This is a genomic window from Halomonas sp. A3H3 (assembly GCF_000982975.1).
Taxonomy (GTDB): Bacteria; Pseudomonadota; Gammaproteobacteria; order Pseudomonadales; family Halomonadaceae; genus Vreelandella; species Vreelandella titanicae.
On the sequence record NZ_HG423343.1, the window covers coordinates 5,017,370 to 5,034,275 of the forward strand.

Below are 16,906 nucleotides of genomic sequence, written 5' to 3' on the forward strand. Positions count from 1 at the left end.
CAGAATGCTCATGGCATCAACTCCTTTCAACGTGCTTGTAGCAAAGTACTGGTGGTAAAGAACCGACCTTAAAGAACTTTGGATTCGTTTTTCAGTTTGTCGATCAGCTCGTCTACCGAGGCGACTTTGACACCGCCTTTACGCTCGGCGGGAGACTCGACTTTGAGCAGACTGACCTTGGAGGCGACCCCGACACCGTAGTCGGCGGGGGTTTTCACCTCCAGCGGCTTTTTCTTGGCCTTCATGATGTCGGGGAGCTTGGCGTAGCGCGGCTCTCTACTTTGAGCAGACTGACCTTGGAGGCGACCTCGATGCCGTAGTCGGCGGGGGTTTTCACATCCAGCGGCTTCTTCTTGGCCTTCATGATGTCGGGCAGCTTGGCGTAGCGAGGCTCGTTGAGGCGCAGGTCGGTGGTGACGATCGCCGGTAGCGTCAGTGCGATGGTTTGCAGGCCGCCGTCGATTTCACGGGTCACATGCACCTTGTCACCGTCCACTGCAACTTCCGAGGCAAAAGTGCCTTGGGGCAGACCGGTCAGCGCGGCGAGCATTTGGCCGGTCTGGTTGTTGTCGGTGTCGATGGCCTGCTTGCCCAGCACCACCAACCCCGGCTGCTCCTCTTCGACCACTTTGGCCAGCAGCTTGGCCACGGCCAGGGATTCGGCGCGCTCGTCCCGCCACTTCCGAGGCAAAGGTGCCCTGGGGCAGCCCGGTCAGCGCGGCGAGCATTTGGCCGGTCTGGTTGTTGTCGGTGTCGATGGCCTGCTTGCCCAGCACCACCAACCCCGACTGCTCTTCTTCGACCACTTTGGCCAGCAGCTTGGCTACGGCCAGAGATTCGGTACGCTCGTCGGTTTCGATATGCAGGGCGCGGTCGGCGCCCAGCGCCAGCGCCGTACGCAGCTGCTCTTGGGCGGCTTTGGGCCCTACCGTGACGGCGACGACTTCTGTCGCCACGCCCTTCTCTTTCAGGCGTACCGCCTCTTCCACGGCAATTTCGCAGAAGGGGTTCATGGCCATTTTGACGTTGGTAAGATCGACGTCCGAATGATCCGCCTTAACGCGGATTTTGACGTTATAGTCGATGACGCGTTTCACCGCGACGAGTACTTTCATAGGTTCCTCGCTTGGCTTGTCGTAAAGCCGTTACCCTGAGACGGCACCCGCCCAGCGGATACCCCTTTTTAAGATGTGTGGTGTATTGAAGACTTACCGGCAATCGCTCAACAGCGATTCGCCTGCCCCAATACAGGCGCTGCCAACAAAAAATGGCGGCGCTTTTAAATTCAATGCATAAAATTCAATCGAGCGTTTGATAGGTGCGCAATTGAAAAACCCTCCCAATTTGCCATAGCCTGCCACAAAGCGACAATACCTAATGCTTAATCATCCACTACGGCCTTAGTCGTAGCACTGAACGAGGGTTAACAAAGCATACCGTCAATAAATGCTCCTTTCACCATCGTAGGCGTGACCTGACACAGGTATTATGCCTATCATGGGGCATAACCAGAAGCAAACGACCGTTTTAAATTAAGGCCGACTTTTTATAAGCTAGTTCCCTGGAGTTAACCTTAGATTAGCTTTGTAAACGCTGGCACTTAAAGAGAATAAGGAGAAACCGGGTGGAAACTGTAGAACGCGATGTAATGGACTTTGATGTCGTCATTGTCGGTGCGGGCCCATCTGGGCTTTCCGCCGCATGCCGACTAATGCAGCAAGCCAACGAGGCTGAGCAAGAGCTCACGGTTTGCGTCGTTGAGAAAGGCTCAGAAGTTGGCGCACATATTTTATCGGGCGCGGTCTTTGAACCTCGCGCACTGGCGGAACTGTTTCCAGATTGGGAAGAGCGCGGCGCACCGCTCAATACCCCGGCGATTCGCGATGACGTTTTCTTGCTCAAAGACGCCGAAAAAGCGCAGAAAGTGCCCAACGCCTTGGTACCTAAAAGCATGCATAACACCGGCGGCGAGCTTACCCGCTATGTAATCAGTGCAGGCAATCTGTGCCGCTGGCTGGCGGAACAGGCAGAGGGCCTCGGCGTAGAAATTTTCCCAGGCTTCGCCGCTCAAGAGGTCATTATTGAGGACGGCGCCGTGCGCGGCATTCTGATTGGCGACATGGGTGTCGCCGCAGATGGCACCCCCAAAGATGGTCATATGCCGGGCATGGAACTGCGCGCCAAATACACACTGTTTGCCGAAGGCGCGCGGGGGCATTTGGGCAAGCGTTTAATCAAAGACTTCTCACTGGATGCAGGTCGCGACCCACAACACTACGGTATCGGCCTTAAAGAGCTGTGGGATGTGCCTGCCGACAAGCATGAGCCTGGGCTTGTGTTGCATGGCTCTGGCTGGCCATTAGATAAAAACGCCCACGGTGGCTGGTTTCTTTACCATGCGGAAAACCAGCAGGTGGTGGTGGGTTTGATTATGGATCTGGGCTACCAAAACCCATGGCTCTCGCCCTTCGACGAATTTCAGCGTATGAAGCACCATCCGGTACTTAGTCAGTATCTGGAGGGTGGCAAGCGCGTGGCTTATGGTGCCCGGGCAATTACCAAAGGGGGCTTTAACAGCCTGCCCAAAATGACCTTCCCCGGCGGGCTATTGATTGGCTGCAATGCGGGCACCCTCAACTTCTCCAAGATTAAAGGCCTGCATACCGCCATGAAGTCTGGCTTGGTTGCCGCGGAGAGCGTATTTGAGGCGATCAAAGGTGGCGATGAAGGTGCCCAGGAACTAACGAGCTTTACCCAGAAATGGGAAGCCAGCTGGGCCTACCAAGAGCTTAAAGAGAGCGCCAGCTTCGGCCCCGCGATCCATAAATATGGCACTGTGGGCGGCGGAGCGTATAATTTTGCTCACCAGTTGCTGGGCAACAAGCTGCCTAACGTTCACGACACCACTACCGACTATGGCGCCCTCAAGCCTGCGGATGAGTTTGAAAAGATTAACTATCCCAAGCCGGACGGCAAGCTCTCCTTCGACAAGCTTACCTCGGTGTTTCTGTCGAACACCAACCATGAAGAGGATCAACCGTGTCATTTGCGCCTGGACGATCCTGAACTACCGATCCGTGAAAACCTGCCCAAATACGCCGAGCCGGCGCAGCGCTACTGCCCGGCTGGTGTTTACGAAGTGGTGGAAGATAGCGCAGGGCAGCCACGCTTTCAGATCAATTTCCAAAACTGTGTGCACTGCAAAACTTGTGATATCAAAGACCCTGCTCAGAACATTACCTGGGTAGCTCCCGAAGGTGGCGGCGGGCCCAACTATCCTAATATGTAAAGTAGTCGGCTAAAACCTGTGCACTGCTTGCCCTACATTGGCTGTAAAAGGGTAAGCGGTGTCTGTCTGGGCTATTTCTCCCTTTGACAGCTCTCCTCTGCTGACAACGGTCTATTACTATAAAAGCCGTGAAAAGGGAGACTGGAGTGGCTGCCTATGAAATGGGACTGCTCATGAGAAGCGACCCCTTTCGCGAACACCTGCATCCCTAGACGCTTACCCAACTCAATGACCGATGACGATAACTGCTGGTCGCGACGAGTGCCTGATAAGCGCTTAACTAAAGAAGAACTTACTTTTAATGTATCGACAGGCAAAGCGTTTAAGTCAGATAAAGAAGAATACCCTGTACCAAAATCGTCAATGACTATCTTAACCCCGAGTTTTTTAATCTCGGCAAAGATACTCGCCGTACGCTGAACATCCTGCAGCAGCATGCTCTCTGTCATTTCCAACTCAAGTAGCCAGGGATCCATTCCAGTAGTGGCTAATGCCTCCTTGATACTCTCCACAAAGCTGTTGTCGTAGAATTGGCGTGCAGAAATCTTGACCGCCATCGTTAATGCGGGAAACCCTTCTTGTTGCCACAGCATGTTTTGCCTACAGGCATTTTCGAGCACCCATTGAGCGATAGGCATGGCCAAACCGCTCTCTTCAGCCAGGGGCATGAATTGGGCGGGTTCCAGCAATCCAAGCGTTGGATGCTGCCAACGAAGCAATGCCTCCATGCCAAGCGTGCTACCTACTTCGACGTCATGCTTTGACTGGAAGAACAACCTAAACTCATGACTCGCAAGCGCACGATGCAGGCCAGACTCCAAGGTTAAACGCACATCCATTTCCGCACTTAATGCATCGGTATAGAACTGGACAGTGTTTTTGCCCAGCAGCTTCGCCTGATACATCGCCATATCAGCGCTTTTCATTAATGTTTGCTCGTCAAGCCCGTCACACGGATACAGCGAGACACCAATACTTACCGAGACATGGCACTCCTGGCCCGCTAGCATAAAGGGCTCTCTGATGGCTGAAAGAATTTTTTGGGCGATGGGCTCAATCTGGTCTCGTCGACTAACCTTACTCAAAAGGATGACAAATTCATCGCCCCCTAACCGAGCGACGACATCACTTTCACGCACCGAAGTGGTCAGTCGACTTGCTGCTTCTTGCAGGAGATGGTCTCCGGCATCATGACCCAAGGTGTCATTGATTAGCTTAAAGCGGTCAAGATCCAAGAAAAGCAGCGCGAAGGATTCACTATGGCGACCGCCAAGCTTCACGGCCTGAGTAATCAAGTGGCTCAAAAAGGCTCGATTAGGCAAATCGGTTAGCGTGTCATGGAAAGCTAAGTGTTCGACCTGCTGAGCATGTGATACACGCTCTTCCATTACCCGCCGCCGCGCCCACTGAAGTTGCCAGCTCAAACGACCGAGTATAGCCAGAATGATGAGTAGCAGGCCGCTAGTCCAACCGGCCCGCTGCCAATAGTTTCGCGCAAGCTGGTGAGCTGCGGCCAACTGCTCCTGGGCAGAGAGCCCTACCACGATCGAGAGTGGAAAATCATACAGCTCGCGCACCAGTGTGTAACGCTCAACCCCTTGCCAGTGGGTCATAAAGGGCGCACTAACAGCATCCAGTGTGCTACTTTTCCAGGCTCCTATATCCATTAACTCGCCTGAATGGATCACATCTCCAGAACGCCTGACCCGTACGATGCCATCCGCACCGACGAGTGCCAGCATGCCCTGCTGGCCCAAAGACCGAACTTCATAACTGCTCACAAAGTAATTGGCATCAATAGCGATGATGACCCAGCCTGAGCCTCCCCCTTGCGCAGATTCTTGCTCAGGCCTTAATGGCCGAGTAAAGGTAATCTGGTTAGCATCCTTTTCTCCCACGGCTAAGTAATCATCGTCCAGCATTGCTTGCGCAGGAGGCGTTAGGCGCTGCCCAAGCAGCCCAGGATCAGTGGTCTCAACAACCATGCCCTGCGAATCAACAATACTGATGGTAAAAAGCAGTGCGGGAGGCAGCAGCCGCTGCTCATTTAACACACTGAGCACGCTCGAGTGATTGCTGCTATTGGCGGTAAAACGTACTAACTTCAGTGTCGTGTCAATTTCCCTGAGGGCCCTTACAACCCTTGCTTCGTAGGTGTCGGTGATTTCACCTACGGACAGCTCTGCCTGGCGCTCAATGGACATACGCTCTTTATTGACTAAAAAATAAGTACTTCCCCATATAACCAGTAACATCATAAAAGCCACGATGCTAAAGAGTACCAGTGGCTCTACAAGATGATGCGACCATCGATGAATAAAGGCTCTGGATGAGCTGACCCGGCTCGGGCCTCTTGGATCATTGAGACTACTCAATTGTCACCACTCTCAAACGCTCATCAAGAAAGGAAGGGTCTATATAGCCCAGTGCTTTTGCATCACTGACTAATCGCTCTACCACTGCGCGACTATTAGCCAGCGCTTGGGGCGGCTGCCCTCGCCCGGTAAATATCTGCCTGGCCCAGTGTGCCTTGATCTGCGCAGGGGTTTGCCCCGTGTAGCGGGTGTAGAACTCACTTCTCGCTGCCGTACCTTCAGTCAGATCCAAGGGCACCACCTGTGCTCCGTTAACTATTAGCGTGCGGCGCCCTAAATAAACATCCCTTAAATCGCTGCTGGTAAGGCGAGTAAAAGGCGCCTCGGCTGATACCACCACCAATACTTCGGCTGAAGCAGGATGATAAGTCATGCTCAACATCGCCCCCAATAAGAGGCTGATTCCGGATCCAGTTAGACGTTTAAGCATGGCCACTCTCCTTAAAACACAAAGTCGAGCGAAAGGCTGAACAGGTTAATACGTCCACCTGGGGTAAACTCGGGCTGTTGATTAATCAGCCCCCCTGATGTCCCTGAGCGCATATCGATGTGATCATATTGGGCCGTAAGAGCCATACCCGGTCTGAAATCCCAGCGTGCACCAACCGTTATGCTTTCTTGCTGTATTCCGCTGGATAGTAGCTCATTCAACATCCCGTTAAGGAGCTGGGCACCTTCTGCAAAGGGCGATGGATACAGGGCAGCATTCAGCCCAGGCTCTGACGTATTGCTGGTGACTTTTGCTCGCGCCACACCTACATACGGTGTCCACTCGGCGACACGGTAACCTAACGTCATGTAGGCTCCTTCGCTCTCCCCTAACAGAGAAGGCGACGAAGAGCGTGCCCACTCGCCCATAACAAACCATGACCCGGGGTCATAACCTAACCCTAAGCTCAGCAGGCTCGTACGCTTACCATCAACTTCGTAGCGGCTAGCAAGCTGTTCACCGGGTAGACCAAAGAGGCGGTAAACATCGAAGAATTGTGAGAGTTCATCTGCGCTTACTTTCAGTTCGCCGTAGCTGGCAAACAGGGTGGCATCCCCCCAATGAGTACGGTGAGAAACGCCCCAGGAATCGCTGGCGTCGATACTACCCGTTGAGTAATCAACGCTGCCACCACCAAAATTCAACTGCAATTCATTGGTAGTCTCCCCTACTGGGTATCGATAGCGCATATCAACACCGTCAAAATTAGCCACCGGAATTAGACGATAAACTTCTTGCGGAGGCCGCACCCATGGAGTGGCGTAATTAACTTTACGATGTTCAGAAGCCATGAATGAGCTCTGCACCATACGCCCAACGCGGAAACTAAGATTAGGGGTAATGTCGTATTGAACATTCGCCCATTCAATCTCAGGTGCGTAAGAGCCGTCATACCGCTTCTCGCTGACTACTTGAACAACCGAGGAAAGTTTAGGCGTGAGATGCAGCGTAGCTTGAAGCCCTAAGCGGCTATCAACTTCTGCGCTCCAATCATGGCTGTATCCAGCACCTTGTGAAGCAAAAGGGTCATTAACGAAGTCAGCATTTTGCTCGTCAGAGTGAACGACCCCCAGCGTGCCAAAACCATTGAATTCAAGATTAGGTAGGGAGTTATCAGCAAGCAAGGCGCCGCTTTGGGTAACGATCAAAATGGCGCAAAGCCAAGTGACTTGCCTTACCATGCTCGTTCCCTATTTCATTAGTTATATACTATGAGCTGCTGAGTATTAACTCGGTAGAAGTGTGGGTATTAAATCGGCAGGGCGATGCTAAGTCAAACAGCTCTAAAGCTTAATTTGAGTTCAAATGTGAAAGAGTGTGTACTATTAGAAAATCAATGACTTACCCAGCAAGCGTTGAGCCATTTTCGAGTAGCTCAATGGGTGCGCGGCGGGCAATGAGCCGCCTTCGCCCTGCCTGATCAAAACGCACATCAATGACCGGGTCGCTGGCGCTTCCCTCCACCGCCGCCACTTCGCCTACGCCAAATACCGCGTGATGAAGCCGTTGACCAGGGTAGAAATTTGCCTCTGCTGAATAACCCGCTTTGGACTCATCAACCTGTGCCGGCGCAAGCGCAATGTCGTCTCGCCCCAGCCGCACCAGATAGCGTTCAACCAGGCCCACCGATGTCACTTGCAGGGTCGCCGCGGGCGCACTGGTACTGGCCAAGCAGGAGGCAACCCGCATGCTATCCTGCCAGGCGCTTTCGGCAATAAAGCGACTCGGCCGGTGCACGCCCCCATCATGAAGCACTAATAGCTGCTCCTGGGCGCGGGTAATTGCCACGTAGAAGAGCCGCCGCTCCTCCTCAAGCCGCTCATCGCTGAGCGGGTTATCGCGGCTATAGTGAGGAAAGTCTTCTTCGTTAACACCGGCTACCGCTACCAGTGGCCACTCCAGCCCTTTGGCCCCGTGCACAGTGCTAATCAGCACACCACCCGCCTGATTTTCTACCGGGCGCTCAAGAAGTTCGATAAAGGCATCCGGGTCTTGCACGCTTTGCGCTTGTTCGATCAGCACGTCGAGTAAGCGTACATCCTCTTCGCCTTTATCCCGCCGCGCTGCCGCACGCTTAAGCGTTTTTTCAGCATCAATGCTTTCCACCACATGGCGTAGCAACTTAGCGGGTGGCCATGCACTCAGCTGTGGTAGCTCACAAAGCAGCAGCCAGCGCTTTTTCAGCGTGCGCCGCTGGATTGGCTTTAACGCCGTAAGCATGGGGTCATGCCGCTCGGGCCACTGCTGAGTAGTCGCCAGTTGGTGTGCCAAACGCTGAAGCCGCTCACGGGCAACGAAGGGTGTTGGTTGAGAAAGCAGCAGTAACAGCTGCTGCGGATCGCGCAGAAGATCAGGGCGACGCGACAGCTTTAAATACCCCGCCAAGGCCTGCACCAACGGCAGACGAAAAACAAAGCGATCCTCGCGCTGAAGCCGAAATGGAATCCCTGCTTGTAGCAGCGCCAGTTGAAACGGCACCGAAAGCGCCCAACTGCGTACCAGCAAACTAGCTTCGTTAAACGCTCGCCCCTGAGCCTGCCAGTCCATCAACGCATCAAGTAGCAAACGGCTCCCCTGCCCGACTGAGACGCGGGTCTCCGGGTTATTAGCCGCTGCAAGGCATAGCTGATTAGGACGCCGCTGGTTAGCGGCAATGGCATGGTTAGCAGCCAGCGCCAACGCATGACCGTGCCGGAAGGTGGTTGATAGTGGGTAATCGGTCGCTTCGCCAAAGGTGGCGGCGAAATTTTCCAGCATGGTGTCGGGCTTGGCACCGCGCCACTCGTAAATACACTGGTTGGCATCGCCAACTGCCATTACCTCGGCACGAGTGCCCACCAACACGGATAAAAGTCGCTGCTGTGCGGCGTTAATATCCTGATACTCATCAATAATGACATGGTCGAGGAACCCTTCGACGCGACCACGTAAAGCACTATCTGCTTCTAGCGCCAACAGCGGACGATAAAGCAGATCGGCATAAGTCATCACGCCTTCCGCTTCCAATAGCCTCTCTGCTTCGGCAAACGCCGCTGGGAAATAGTCGGTGTCTGGATCAAAATTCAGCCGCTCATAGAGCGCCTCTGGGGTGATCATTTCTGCTTTAACCAAGCCGCAAAAGTGGGCTAAGGTTTCTAGCCGATCCCCTTCCAGAGCAGCATCTCGGCGCTCAACGGCATCACGCAGTACATTAATACTTGCCTGACGAAGCAGCCTCTCTAATTGCCAATCGGCGGATAATAGCTGGCGCGGCGCTAGCGCCCCCCAGCGGCAGAAGCTTTGAGTCAAGCGGTGCCCCAGGGAGTGGAAGGTGCGGACATCGGGCAATGCCTGCCCGGCAGGTGCCATTGCGGCTAAACGACGCTGAAAATCATCCTTTGCTGAGCGGTTAAACATCAGCACTAAAATACGTTTTGGCGGTACACCGCTGGCCAATAGATGCAGCACCCTAGCGGCCATGGTGGTGGTTTTGCCTGCCCCGGCCACCGCTGCCACGCGCGCATGCCCGGCCTGATGATTAACAACAGCTTGCTGTTCAGCAGTTAACTTCACGGCGCCTCGCCACGTAATTCATCATCCACCTGACCCAGCGCAAACCACTGACCGGCACTCGTTAGCCCCAGTTCACTCTTGCCACCGGCCACATCACGGCTTTCAGCCGCCTCAACCAACTGGTAATAGACATTACGGTGCAAGCGGGCAGCTAGCCCAAAACGCACCGGCAGCTGTGGCACCGCCTCGCCTTGGGGGGTTGAGGTGACGGTGAGCGGATGCTCGGCATCTAAGCGAACAACGTCGTCAAACTGGGTGGTAAACCACCAGGCACCGTTACGGAAGTCAGCCTCTACCACCACCAACGGCAGGTCTTCGACCTTTATTCGCCAGCGCTCTACCGGCGTAACTAGGCAGTAACCCTCGTCATCCAGGCGCAGCAGCGTTGCCAATAGGCGTGTCACCTTGGGGCGGGCAAACGGCTGGCCTTCGTGCGACCAACTACCATCGGCGTGAATGATGATGTTCATATCGCCAGAGAGCGCAGGCTGCCACTCATCGAGTGGAGGAATAGCGCCAGTGCGCCCTTCATCTCCATTACCTTGCTGCAGCAATCGATCAATATTCATCTCACCCACCTCGCTTGAGCGTATTCAAGGCACTTCAGGCTATAGAAGCCCTGAGTGGGCCAACGCCTCTTTAACGTGTTCCGGGGCATCGGGAGCGGCGGCACGAAAAAGCTGATAAAAGTTAGCGGTCGTCTGCATGGCCACTTCATCGACACTGATACCTCGCTCCTTGGCGATGCACTCAGCTACTTGCACCACCCAGGCAGGCTCATTGGGCTTGCCGCGATGAGGAACGGGTGCTAGATAAGGGCTATCGGTCTCAATCAGCAGGCGATCCAGCGGCAGCTGACGGGCAAGTTCACGCAGCGGAGCGGCGTTTCGAAAAGTAATAATGCCCGACAGCGAGATATAAAAACCCAGCCGCACCGCCTCACGGGCCATCGCCAAGTCTTCAGTAAAACAGTGTAATACACCGCCCACCCGCGGGTCGCTATATTCACGTAGCAAGGCCAAGGTTTCCTCTTTGGCTTCGCGGGTATGAATAATCACCGGCAGTTCTAACTCACGCGCGGCGATTAAGTGACGCTTGAAGCGCTCGTGCTGAATCTCGATAGGTACGCTGTCGCGATAGTGGTAATCCAGGCCAGTTTCGCCGATTGCCACCGCACCATACTGCTCAGCGGTGTCTTTTATATCGGCAACGCTGGGTTCATTCTCACTATGGTGCAGGGGGTGCAAACCAGCGGAAATCGCCACATCGTGATGTTCGCGTGAAATGGCCGCAAGCTGCGGCATGTCTTCTAGGGTAACCGCTACAGCAAGAAATTGGCTGACATGGGCAGCGCGGGCGGCGGCCAAAGTGGCGGCAATATCGCCCCCATGGGTCTGGTCGGATAAACGATCTAAGTGACAGTGTGAATCAACAAACATACGGTTCTCAACAAATAGGTCAAAACAGATAGGCCATAACGACTGGATCAGAAAAATGGCATTCAGAGCGTGAACGATGGAGCTGCTTTATCTAATTGACCGGCAAGCAGCGCCTCAATGCGGTCACGCACGGGATAGTCCTGCTGGCTGAAGTGAAGGCCAATGCCTGGCATACGGCGGCCACTCACCCCCTCTGGAGATACCCACACCACCTGGCCGGTAATTGAAAGGCGCTCGCTTTCACCCGGCAGCGTAAGCAGCAAAAACACTTGCTGGCCAAGTGCGTAAGGGGTTTGAGTAGGTACAAAAATCCCCCCGCGATCCAGAAAAGGCATATACGCGGAAAGCAGTGTCGGAACATCCGGAACGGTAAGAGAGAGCGCTTTCTGAGCTGCCATGACGACCTCGCTGCACTGTTTTGAACAGCCGTGGGGGATTGAATAAACACCACTATGAACGCAGCAGCGCCGCCCAGCGCACCAGCCATGCTTCAAGCACTAGCTGAGGATTGGGGTTTGCCCCCACCGCCAACAACCGTCGCTGCTCGCGGGCATAATCGAGCAGGCGAAACCAATCCTGAACACGACCATTTTTCACCGCTTGGCGGTAGAGCGGTTCTAAATCAGGGTTATGCAACACCGCCGCCTCCCCAGACAAACCTAGACGAATCAGGTCTTCCAGCCAGGCGATACCGTACCACAAGATGGCATCAATCGCCTGGCGATCCAGACGGGCCGCCTCTGAAACGGGCTCGGCCCCGCGCACCAGCTGTTCGAAACTGTCGTGAATTTGATGGCGTAAAGCGCGCTCTTCGGGCGCTGCCAGCTCCACGGCGAGCAGTGGTAGCCCACCCGCTACCTGCCACCAGAAGTAGGCTTCGTCAGTGCTGCCCAATTGCTCAATCAACCAACCACGACACGCCTCAAAGGCAACGCTGGGTAGTGACCACTGCTGACAGCGCGAACGGATCGTCGCCAGCATCCGCGACGGCACGTCGGAAAGCAGAATAAACAGGGTTTTGTCACCGGGCTCTTCAAGGCTTTTGAGCAGCGCATTGGCGGCGGCAACGTTCATTGCCTCGGCGGGGGAAACCACAATCACTCGATAACCGCCCTGCTGAGCCGTTTGCGACACAAAGCGATTAACCTCGCGGATAGGGTCAATGCGGATTTGGCGCTTTCCCTCTTCTGGTGAAACCCGCAGCAGATCCGGGTGATAGCCCGATTCCAGCATCGAGCAGCTATGGCAATGGCCACAGGCTTGATCAGCGGGCGAGGCGCATAGCGTTCGGGCAATTAACGCCTCCGCTAACTGCTGCTTACCCACGCCGTGGGCGCCGTGAATTAACAACGCGTGGGGCATCCGTCCACCATCAGCCAAGCGGGTCAAATGCTGCCAGGTGGCTTGGTGCCACGGCATTACGCCGGTTAACGCCATGCCGCGACCTTTGTTAATAGGACTTGTCGGATTTGGCTTTGTACCTTATCCAGTGTGTATTGTGCATCGATCACCGCAAAGCGCTCGGGCGCTTCTTCCGCTCGTGCCAAATAGCCATCCCGCACAGCCTGGAAAAAGTCAGCCTGCTCCTGTTCAAAACGATCAAGCTGCTCATGGCGATCACGCAGGCGCGACTCTAAGCGTTGTCTTGCAGCCTCTTTGGGCATATCGAGCAGTAGGGTTAAATCGGGCGAAAGCCCCTGCTGAACAAAATTCTCCAGCACGGCGATACGCTCCTTGGGAATGCCCCGCCCCCCGCCCTGATAGGCAAAGGTGGCATCGGTAAAGCGATCACACACTACCCACGCCCCTCTTGCCAAGGCGGGGAGTATTTTTTCCGCCAAGTGCTGCGCTCGCGCGGCGAACATTAGCAGCAGCTCAGCGTCGACATGTAGCGGCTCTTGGGGTACAGGATCCAGTAACAGTGCGCGAATAGCTTCACCACGAACGGTGCCGCCCGGCTCGCGGGTACGCACCACTTCCAACCCCTGGGCCTCCAAACACTCGGCCACAAAGCCCACATTGGTGGATTTACCCACACCTTCGCCGCCTTCCAGCGTAATGAAGCGTCCACGCTTACTCATCATGCTCCCTTACAGTGGTCATCAATCATGGGTGATGTGTCATGGCGATTAGCGATTGCGGATATAGCGATTAACGGCATTGTTATGCTCCCGCAGCGTACGCGAGAAATGGTGCGTGCCATCGCCACGGGAAACGAAATAGAGCGTTTCGCCAGGCAGTGGATTCACCGCTGCCTCCAAGGAGGCACGCCCAGGCATGGCAATCGGCGTGGGCGGTATGCCGTCAATGACGTAAGTGTTATAGGGCGTGGCCTCGCGAATATCGGCGCGGGTAATTCGCCCTTCATAACGCTCCCCCATACCGTAAATAATCGTCGGGTCGGTTTGCAGGCGCATGCCCTGCTCCATGCGGCGCTTGAACACACCGGCAATTTCGCGCCGCTCCTCGGGCGCACCGGTTTCCCGCTCGATCAAGGAGGCCATAATCAGCGCTTCGTAGGGGGAGTCAATGGTTAGGTCGTCCGCGCGCTCCTCCCACACCTCTTCCAAAATGCGCTCCATCCGCTCCAATGACTGGCGCAGGATATCGACATCGCTCATACCCAGATGATAGCGATAGGTATCGGGAAAGAACCAGCCCTCGGGAAAGGTGCCTTCTCGATCGAGTAACGTCATCACCTCTGCATCGCTCAACTCCGCCGTGCGGTGGTCGAGTTTCGGCGCCGCATTGAGTAATTCGCGCATCTGCCGAAAAGACCACCCCTCAGGAATGGTCAGCGAGTAGGTAACCACCTTATTGCTACCCAGCAGTGCCATCATTTCCAGACCACTCATATTCGGCAATAGCTGATACTCGCCGGTACGCAGTTGTGGCACGCGTTCCGGCTCGACCCGCGCTAGCAAGCGAAACGCCCAAGCATCCTCCAGCACGCCCTGCTCTTCCAATTGCGCCACGACCTGATTAAAGCCCGCACCAGAGGGCACTTGGTAAAGCATTGGCTCATCGAGCGCTAGCGGTGCCTCTAATCGGCTCTGCCAATAGAAATAACCGCCTGCTGCACTTGCAGCCCCAACCACTACTAACACCAATAAAGCGGTTAATAACCGTTTCACCATGACACCTCTAAAAAATTGCAGAGCGATATCTAAACACTGGCGTTTAAACAACGCCCAATAGCTGATGTGCCAAACGCTGGAACGGGTCAGGCTGACTCAGAGGCCAGCGCTGCAGCAGTGAACCATCCGCGGCAAGCAAGGTGGTAACAGGCCATACACCCTGAACAGAGTTGGCCACCCATAGCCGCTCGACATCAACAAGTTGATGAAGCGTCAGCGACGCCTGAGCGGCGGCACCTTGGTCAAGCAATGCAGCACGCAACGTGCCAGCCACGCCGCACTGGTCAAGCAGAGGCGTTAACACTTCCCCCGCCTGTTGCCAAAAAACATTCATACTGGTGGCTTCTACCACAAGGCCTTCACTGTCGGCGAGCAATCCTTCGGCAATAGTGGCATCGACCCACTCTTGGCGGGCCAGTACGTTTTCCAGTCGATTTAGGTGCTTGATACCTGCCAACCGAGGCTGACGGGCCAGCCGCAAATCGCAAAGCCGCACTGTCACGCCTTCCTGCCAGCGCTTAACCGACGGTTGAAACGGCGTTCGACGACTGAGCAGCCGCGGCGTGATCTGATCGGGCTGGGCATAGCCACGCCCGCCGCTGCCTCGGGTCAGTATCAGCTTAAGCACTTCGAACTCAGCAGTGGGATCGCCTTGCCAGGTGGCGTCAAGGGCCTCCTGGCAGGGTAGCGGTAGCCCAAGCCGATGACAGCCTTGTGCCAGGCGCTCCTTATGATAGCGCCACAGCATAGGCTTTCCCGCCCGCAATAGCACCGTTTCAAACAGACCATCACCATACGCCAGCCCACGATCATCAAACTGCACAGATTGATCATCACATAACGTAGGCGGCAGCATCGCTAACTACACCTTCTTAAATAGCAGCGAGCCGTTGGTACCACCAAAACCGAAGGAATTTGAAAGCGCCATATCAATGCGCATATCCCTCGCAGTATGCGGCACATAGTCCAGATTGCAGCCTTCCTGCGGGTTATCCAGATTAATCGTGGGCGGCGCGACCTGATCACGAATAGCCAGAATACTAAACACCGCCTCTACCGCACCGGCGGCGCCCAACAGGTGGCCAATCATCGATTTGGTGGAGCTCACTGCCACGCTGCTTGCAGCGCCACCCAAGACGTTCTCAATGGCACGACTTTCGGCCAGATCGCCTGCCGCAGTGGAGGTACCATGGGCGTTGATGTAGTGAACCGAAGAAACGTCAACCTGGGCATCTTTAATCGCATTGCGCATGGAGAGCGCTGCGCCACGTCCATCTTCCGGCGGTGAAGTCATGTGATAAGCATCATCGCTCATACCAAAGCCCACCAGCTCGGCGTAGATATTGGCACCCCGCGCCTTGGCGTGCTCATACTCCTCAAGCACCAGCACACCGGCACCATCGGATAACACGAAACCATCACGGTCGGTATCCCAAGGGCGGCTTGCCGCTTGTGGATCGTCATTACGCGTAGAGAGCGCGCGAGCCGCAGAAAAACCACCCAGGCCCAGCGGCGTGGTGGCCATTTCAGCCCCACCACAGATCATCACGTCCGCATCGCCATAGGCGATGGTGCGTGCGCTATAACCAATATTATGAGTACCGGTGGTGCAGGCAGTCGTAATGGCAATGTTCGGGCCTCTGAAGCCGTGCTGAATCGCCATATTGCCCGAAATCATATTGATGATAGAGCCCGGCACGAAGAATGGCGATATCTTGCGAGCGCCACCTTTGTTGAGTGCGTTGTGGTTATGCTCAATCATGGGTAGGCCACCAATGCCTGAGCCGATAGCCACACCGATGCGATCGGCATTCTCTTCGGTGCACTCAATCCCCGAATCTTCTACCGCTTGGGCGCCCGCCGCCATGCCGTACTGAATAAACAGATCCATCTTGCGGGCATCTTTAGGATTCAGATACGGGCTAATATCAAAGTTTTTGATCGATCCACCAAAACGAGTGTTAAAACCGCTGGTGTCGAAATGCTCAATAGGCGTAATACCGCTTTTACCGGCCACAATGTTGGCCCACGACTCATCAACGCTATTACCCACTGGGGTCACCAGGCCTAACCCAGTTACCACTACCCTTTTCCGTGCCATCAGCTTTCCTCCAGGCATCCATGGTGACGCGACCCACTTGGGTCATTTGCTGCTTAAATTTGGTCAACAGTATAACGGAGATTGAACGTTATAAGCATTGTGGCAGCAAAGCAAAAAAGCCGTCCTGGAAAAGGACGGCTTTTAAGGCGGGTGGCTAGCACCCCACCCTGGTTCGATGCATCGACGCAGCCCTTACTGGTGGGCGTTCACGTAATCGATGGCTTCTTGAACCGTGGTGATCTTCTCAGCTTCTTCATCGGGAATTTCAGTATCGAATTCCTCTTCCAAAGCCATGACCAGCTCAACGGTGTCGAGCGAATCAGCACCCAAGTCTTCTGTAAAAGAAGAGCTGTTTTGGATGTCTTCTTCTTTAACGTTCAGGCGCTCTGCTACAACTTTCTTAACGCGCTCTTCAATAGTACTCATTAACGTACTCCAGTCGTTCACATTAGCCGTTTTTGATAACCAGCTATTTGGAAACCGCAAGCCAAAAGCTGCGGGGTAGTTTATAGACGCCCTTGGG

The 16,906-nt window shown here is 54.8% G+C and carries 14 protein-coding genes and 2 pseudogenes; 1 reads left to right on the forward strand and 15 read right to left on the reverse strand.

Features of this window, described 5'->3' with window-relative positions:
* Positions 1-68: 68 nt before the first annotated feature.
* Positions 69-484 (reverse strand): annotated as a pseudogene (locus tag HALA3H3_RS27970) (electron transfer flavoprotein subunit beta/FixA family protein); the annotation flags it as partial.
* 193 nt (positions 485-677) lie between these two features.
* Positions 678-1,115, reverse strand: a pseudogene (locus HALA3H3_RS27975) (electron transfer flavoprotein subunit beta/FixA family protein); the annotation flags it as partial.
* A gap of 509 nt (positions 1,116-1,624) precedes the next feature.
* Between HALA3H3_RS27975 and HALA3H3_RS22805 the strand changes: the two are divergent.
* Positions 1,625-3,289 carry an electron transfer flavoprotein-ubiquinone oxidoreductase gene (locus HALA3H3_RS22805; protein WP_022523863.1) on the forward strand — a complete coding sequence of 555 codons (1,665 nt, stop codon included), beginning with the start codon at positions 1,625-1,627 and terminating at the stop codon, positions 3,287-3,289.
* A gap of 71 nt (positions 3,290-3,360) precedes the next feature.
* Here the strand turns inward: HALA3H3_RS22805 and HALA3H3_RS22810 are convergent, their stop codons facing one another.
* The 13 genes from HALA3H3_RS22810 to acpP form a co-directional block, all read right to left on the reverse strand.
* Positions 3,361-5,547, reverse strand: coding sequence for a putative bifunctional diguanylate cyclase/phosphodiesterase (locus HALA3H3_RS22810; protein ID WP_022523864.1), 2,187 nt, complete (start codon positions 5,545-5,547; stop codon positions 3,361-3,363).
* Between the two features lie 109 nt (positions 5,548-5,656).
* Positions 5,657-6,094, reverse strand: a complete 438-nt coding sequence (locus HALA3H3_RS22815) for a hypothetical protein (protein WP_022523865.1) — start codon at positions 6,092-6,094, stop codon at positions 5,657-5,659.
* 11 nt (positions 6,095-6,105) lie between these two features.
* On the reverse strand, positions 6,106-7,335 hold the full coding sequence (locus tag HALA3H3_RS22820) for a hypothetical protein (RefSeq protein WP_022523866.1): 1,230 nt from the start codon (positions 7,333-7,335) through the stop codon (positions 6,106-6,108).
* Positions 7,336-7,495: 160 nt separating this feature from the next.
* Entirely contained in the window at positions 7,496-9,706 is a 2,211-nt protein-coding gene (locus HALA3H3_RS22825) for an ATP-dependent helicase (protein ID WP_022523867.1), read from the reverse strand.
* Positions 9,703-10,275, reverse strand: a complete 573-nt coding sequence (locus HALA3H3_RS22830) for a DUF1285 domain-containing protein (RefSeq protein ID WP_022523868.1) — start codon at positions 10,273-10,275, stop codon at positions 9,703-9,705. Before HALA3H3_RS22830 ends, HALA3H3_RS22825 begins: the two co-directional genes overlap by 4 nt.
* Positions 10,276-10,314: 39 nt before the next feature.
* Positions 10,315-11,145, reverse strand: coding sequence for a TatD family hydrolase (locus tag HALA3H3_RS22835; RefSeq protein WP_009286419.1), 831 nt, complete (start codon positions 11,143-11,145; stop codon positions 10,315-10,317).
* Positions 11,146-11,207: 62 nt separating this feature from the next.
* Positions 11,208-11,543 carry a PilZ domain-containing protein gene (locus HALA3H3_RS22840; protein WP_022523869.1) on the reverse strand — a complete coding sequence of 112 codons (336 nt, stop codon included), beginning with the start codon at positions 11,541-11,543 and terminating at the stop codon, positions 11,208-11,210.
* 52 nt (positions 11,544-11,595) lie between these two features.
* Positions 11,596-12,582 (reverse strand): DNA polymerase III subunit delta', encoded by a 987-nt coding sequence (locus tag HALA3H3_RS22845; protein WP_022523870.1) that lies wholly within the window; start codon positions 12,580-12,582, stop codon positions 11,596-11,598.
* Positions 12,573-13,226: a dTMP kinase gene (gene tmk, locus HALA3H3_RS22850; RefSeq protein ID WP_022523871.1), complete on the reverse strand. Its 654-nt coding sequence runs from the start codon at positions 13,224-13,226 to the stop codon at positions 12,573-12,575. The genes HALA3H3_RS22845 and tmk overlap by 10 nt, the downstream gene beginning before the upstream one ends.
* Positions 13,227-13,274: 48 nt before the next feature.
* Positions 13,275-14,282 carry an endolytic transglycosylase MltG gene (mltG, locus tag HALA3H3_RS22855; protein ID WP_022523872.1) on the reverse strand — a complete coding sequence of 336 codons (1,008 nt, stop codon included), beginning with the start codon at positions 14,280-14,282 and terminating at the stop codon, positions 13,275-13,277.
* A 43-nt stretch (positions 14,283-14,325) separates the two neighbouring features.
* Positions 14,326-15,138 (reverse strand): aminodeoxychorismate lyase, encoded by an 813-nt coding sequence (pabC, locus tag HALA3H3_RS22860; RefSeq protein ID WP_022523873.1) that lies wholly within the window; start codon positions 15,136-15,138, stop codon positions 14,326-14,328.
* Positions 15,139-15,144: 6 nt separating this feature from the next.
* Complete coding sequence (gene fabF / locus HALA3H3_RS22865) at positions 15,145-16,383, reverse strand: beta-ketoacyl-ACP synthase II (protein WP_022523874.1); 1,239 nt, start codon at positions 16,381-16,383, stop codon at positions 15,145-15,147.
* A gap of 192 nt (positions 16,384-16,575) precedes the next feature.
* Positions 16,576-16,809: an acyl carrier protein gene (gene acpP, locus HALA3H3_RS22870; protein WP_008956801.1), complete on the reverse strand. Its 234-nt coding sequence runs from the start codon at positions 16,807-16,809 to the stop codon at positions 16,576-16,578.
* Positions 16,810-16,906: the final 97 nt, after the last annotated feature.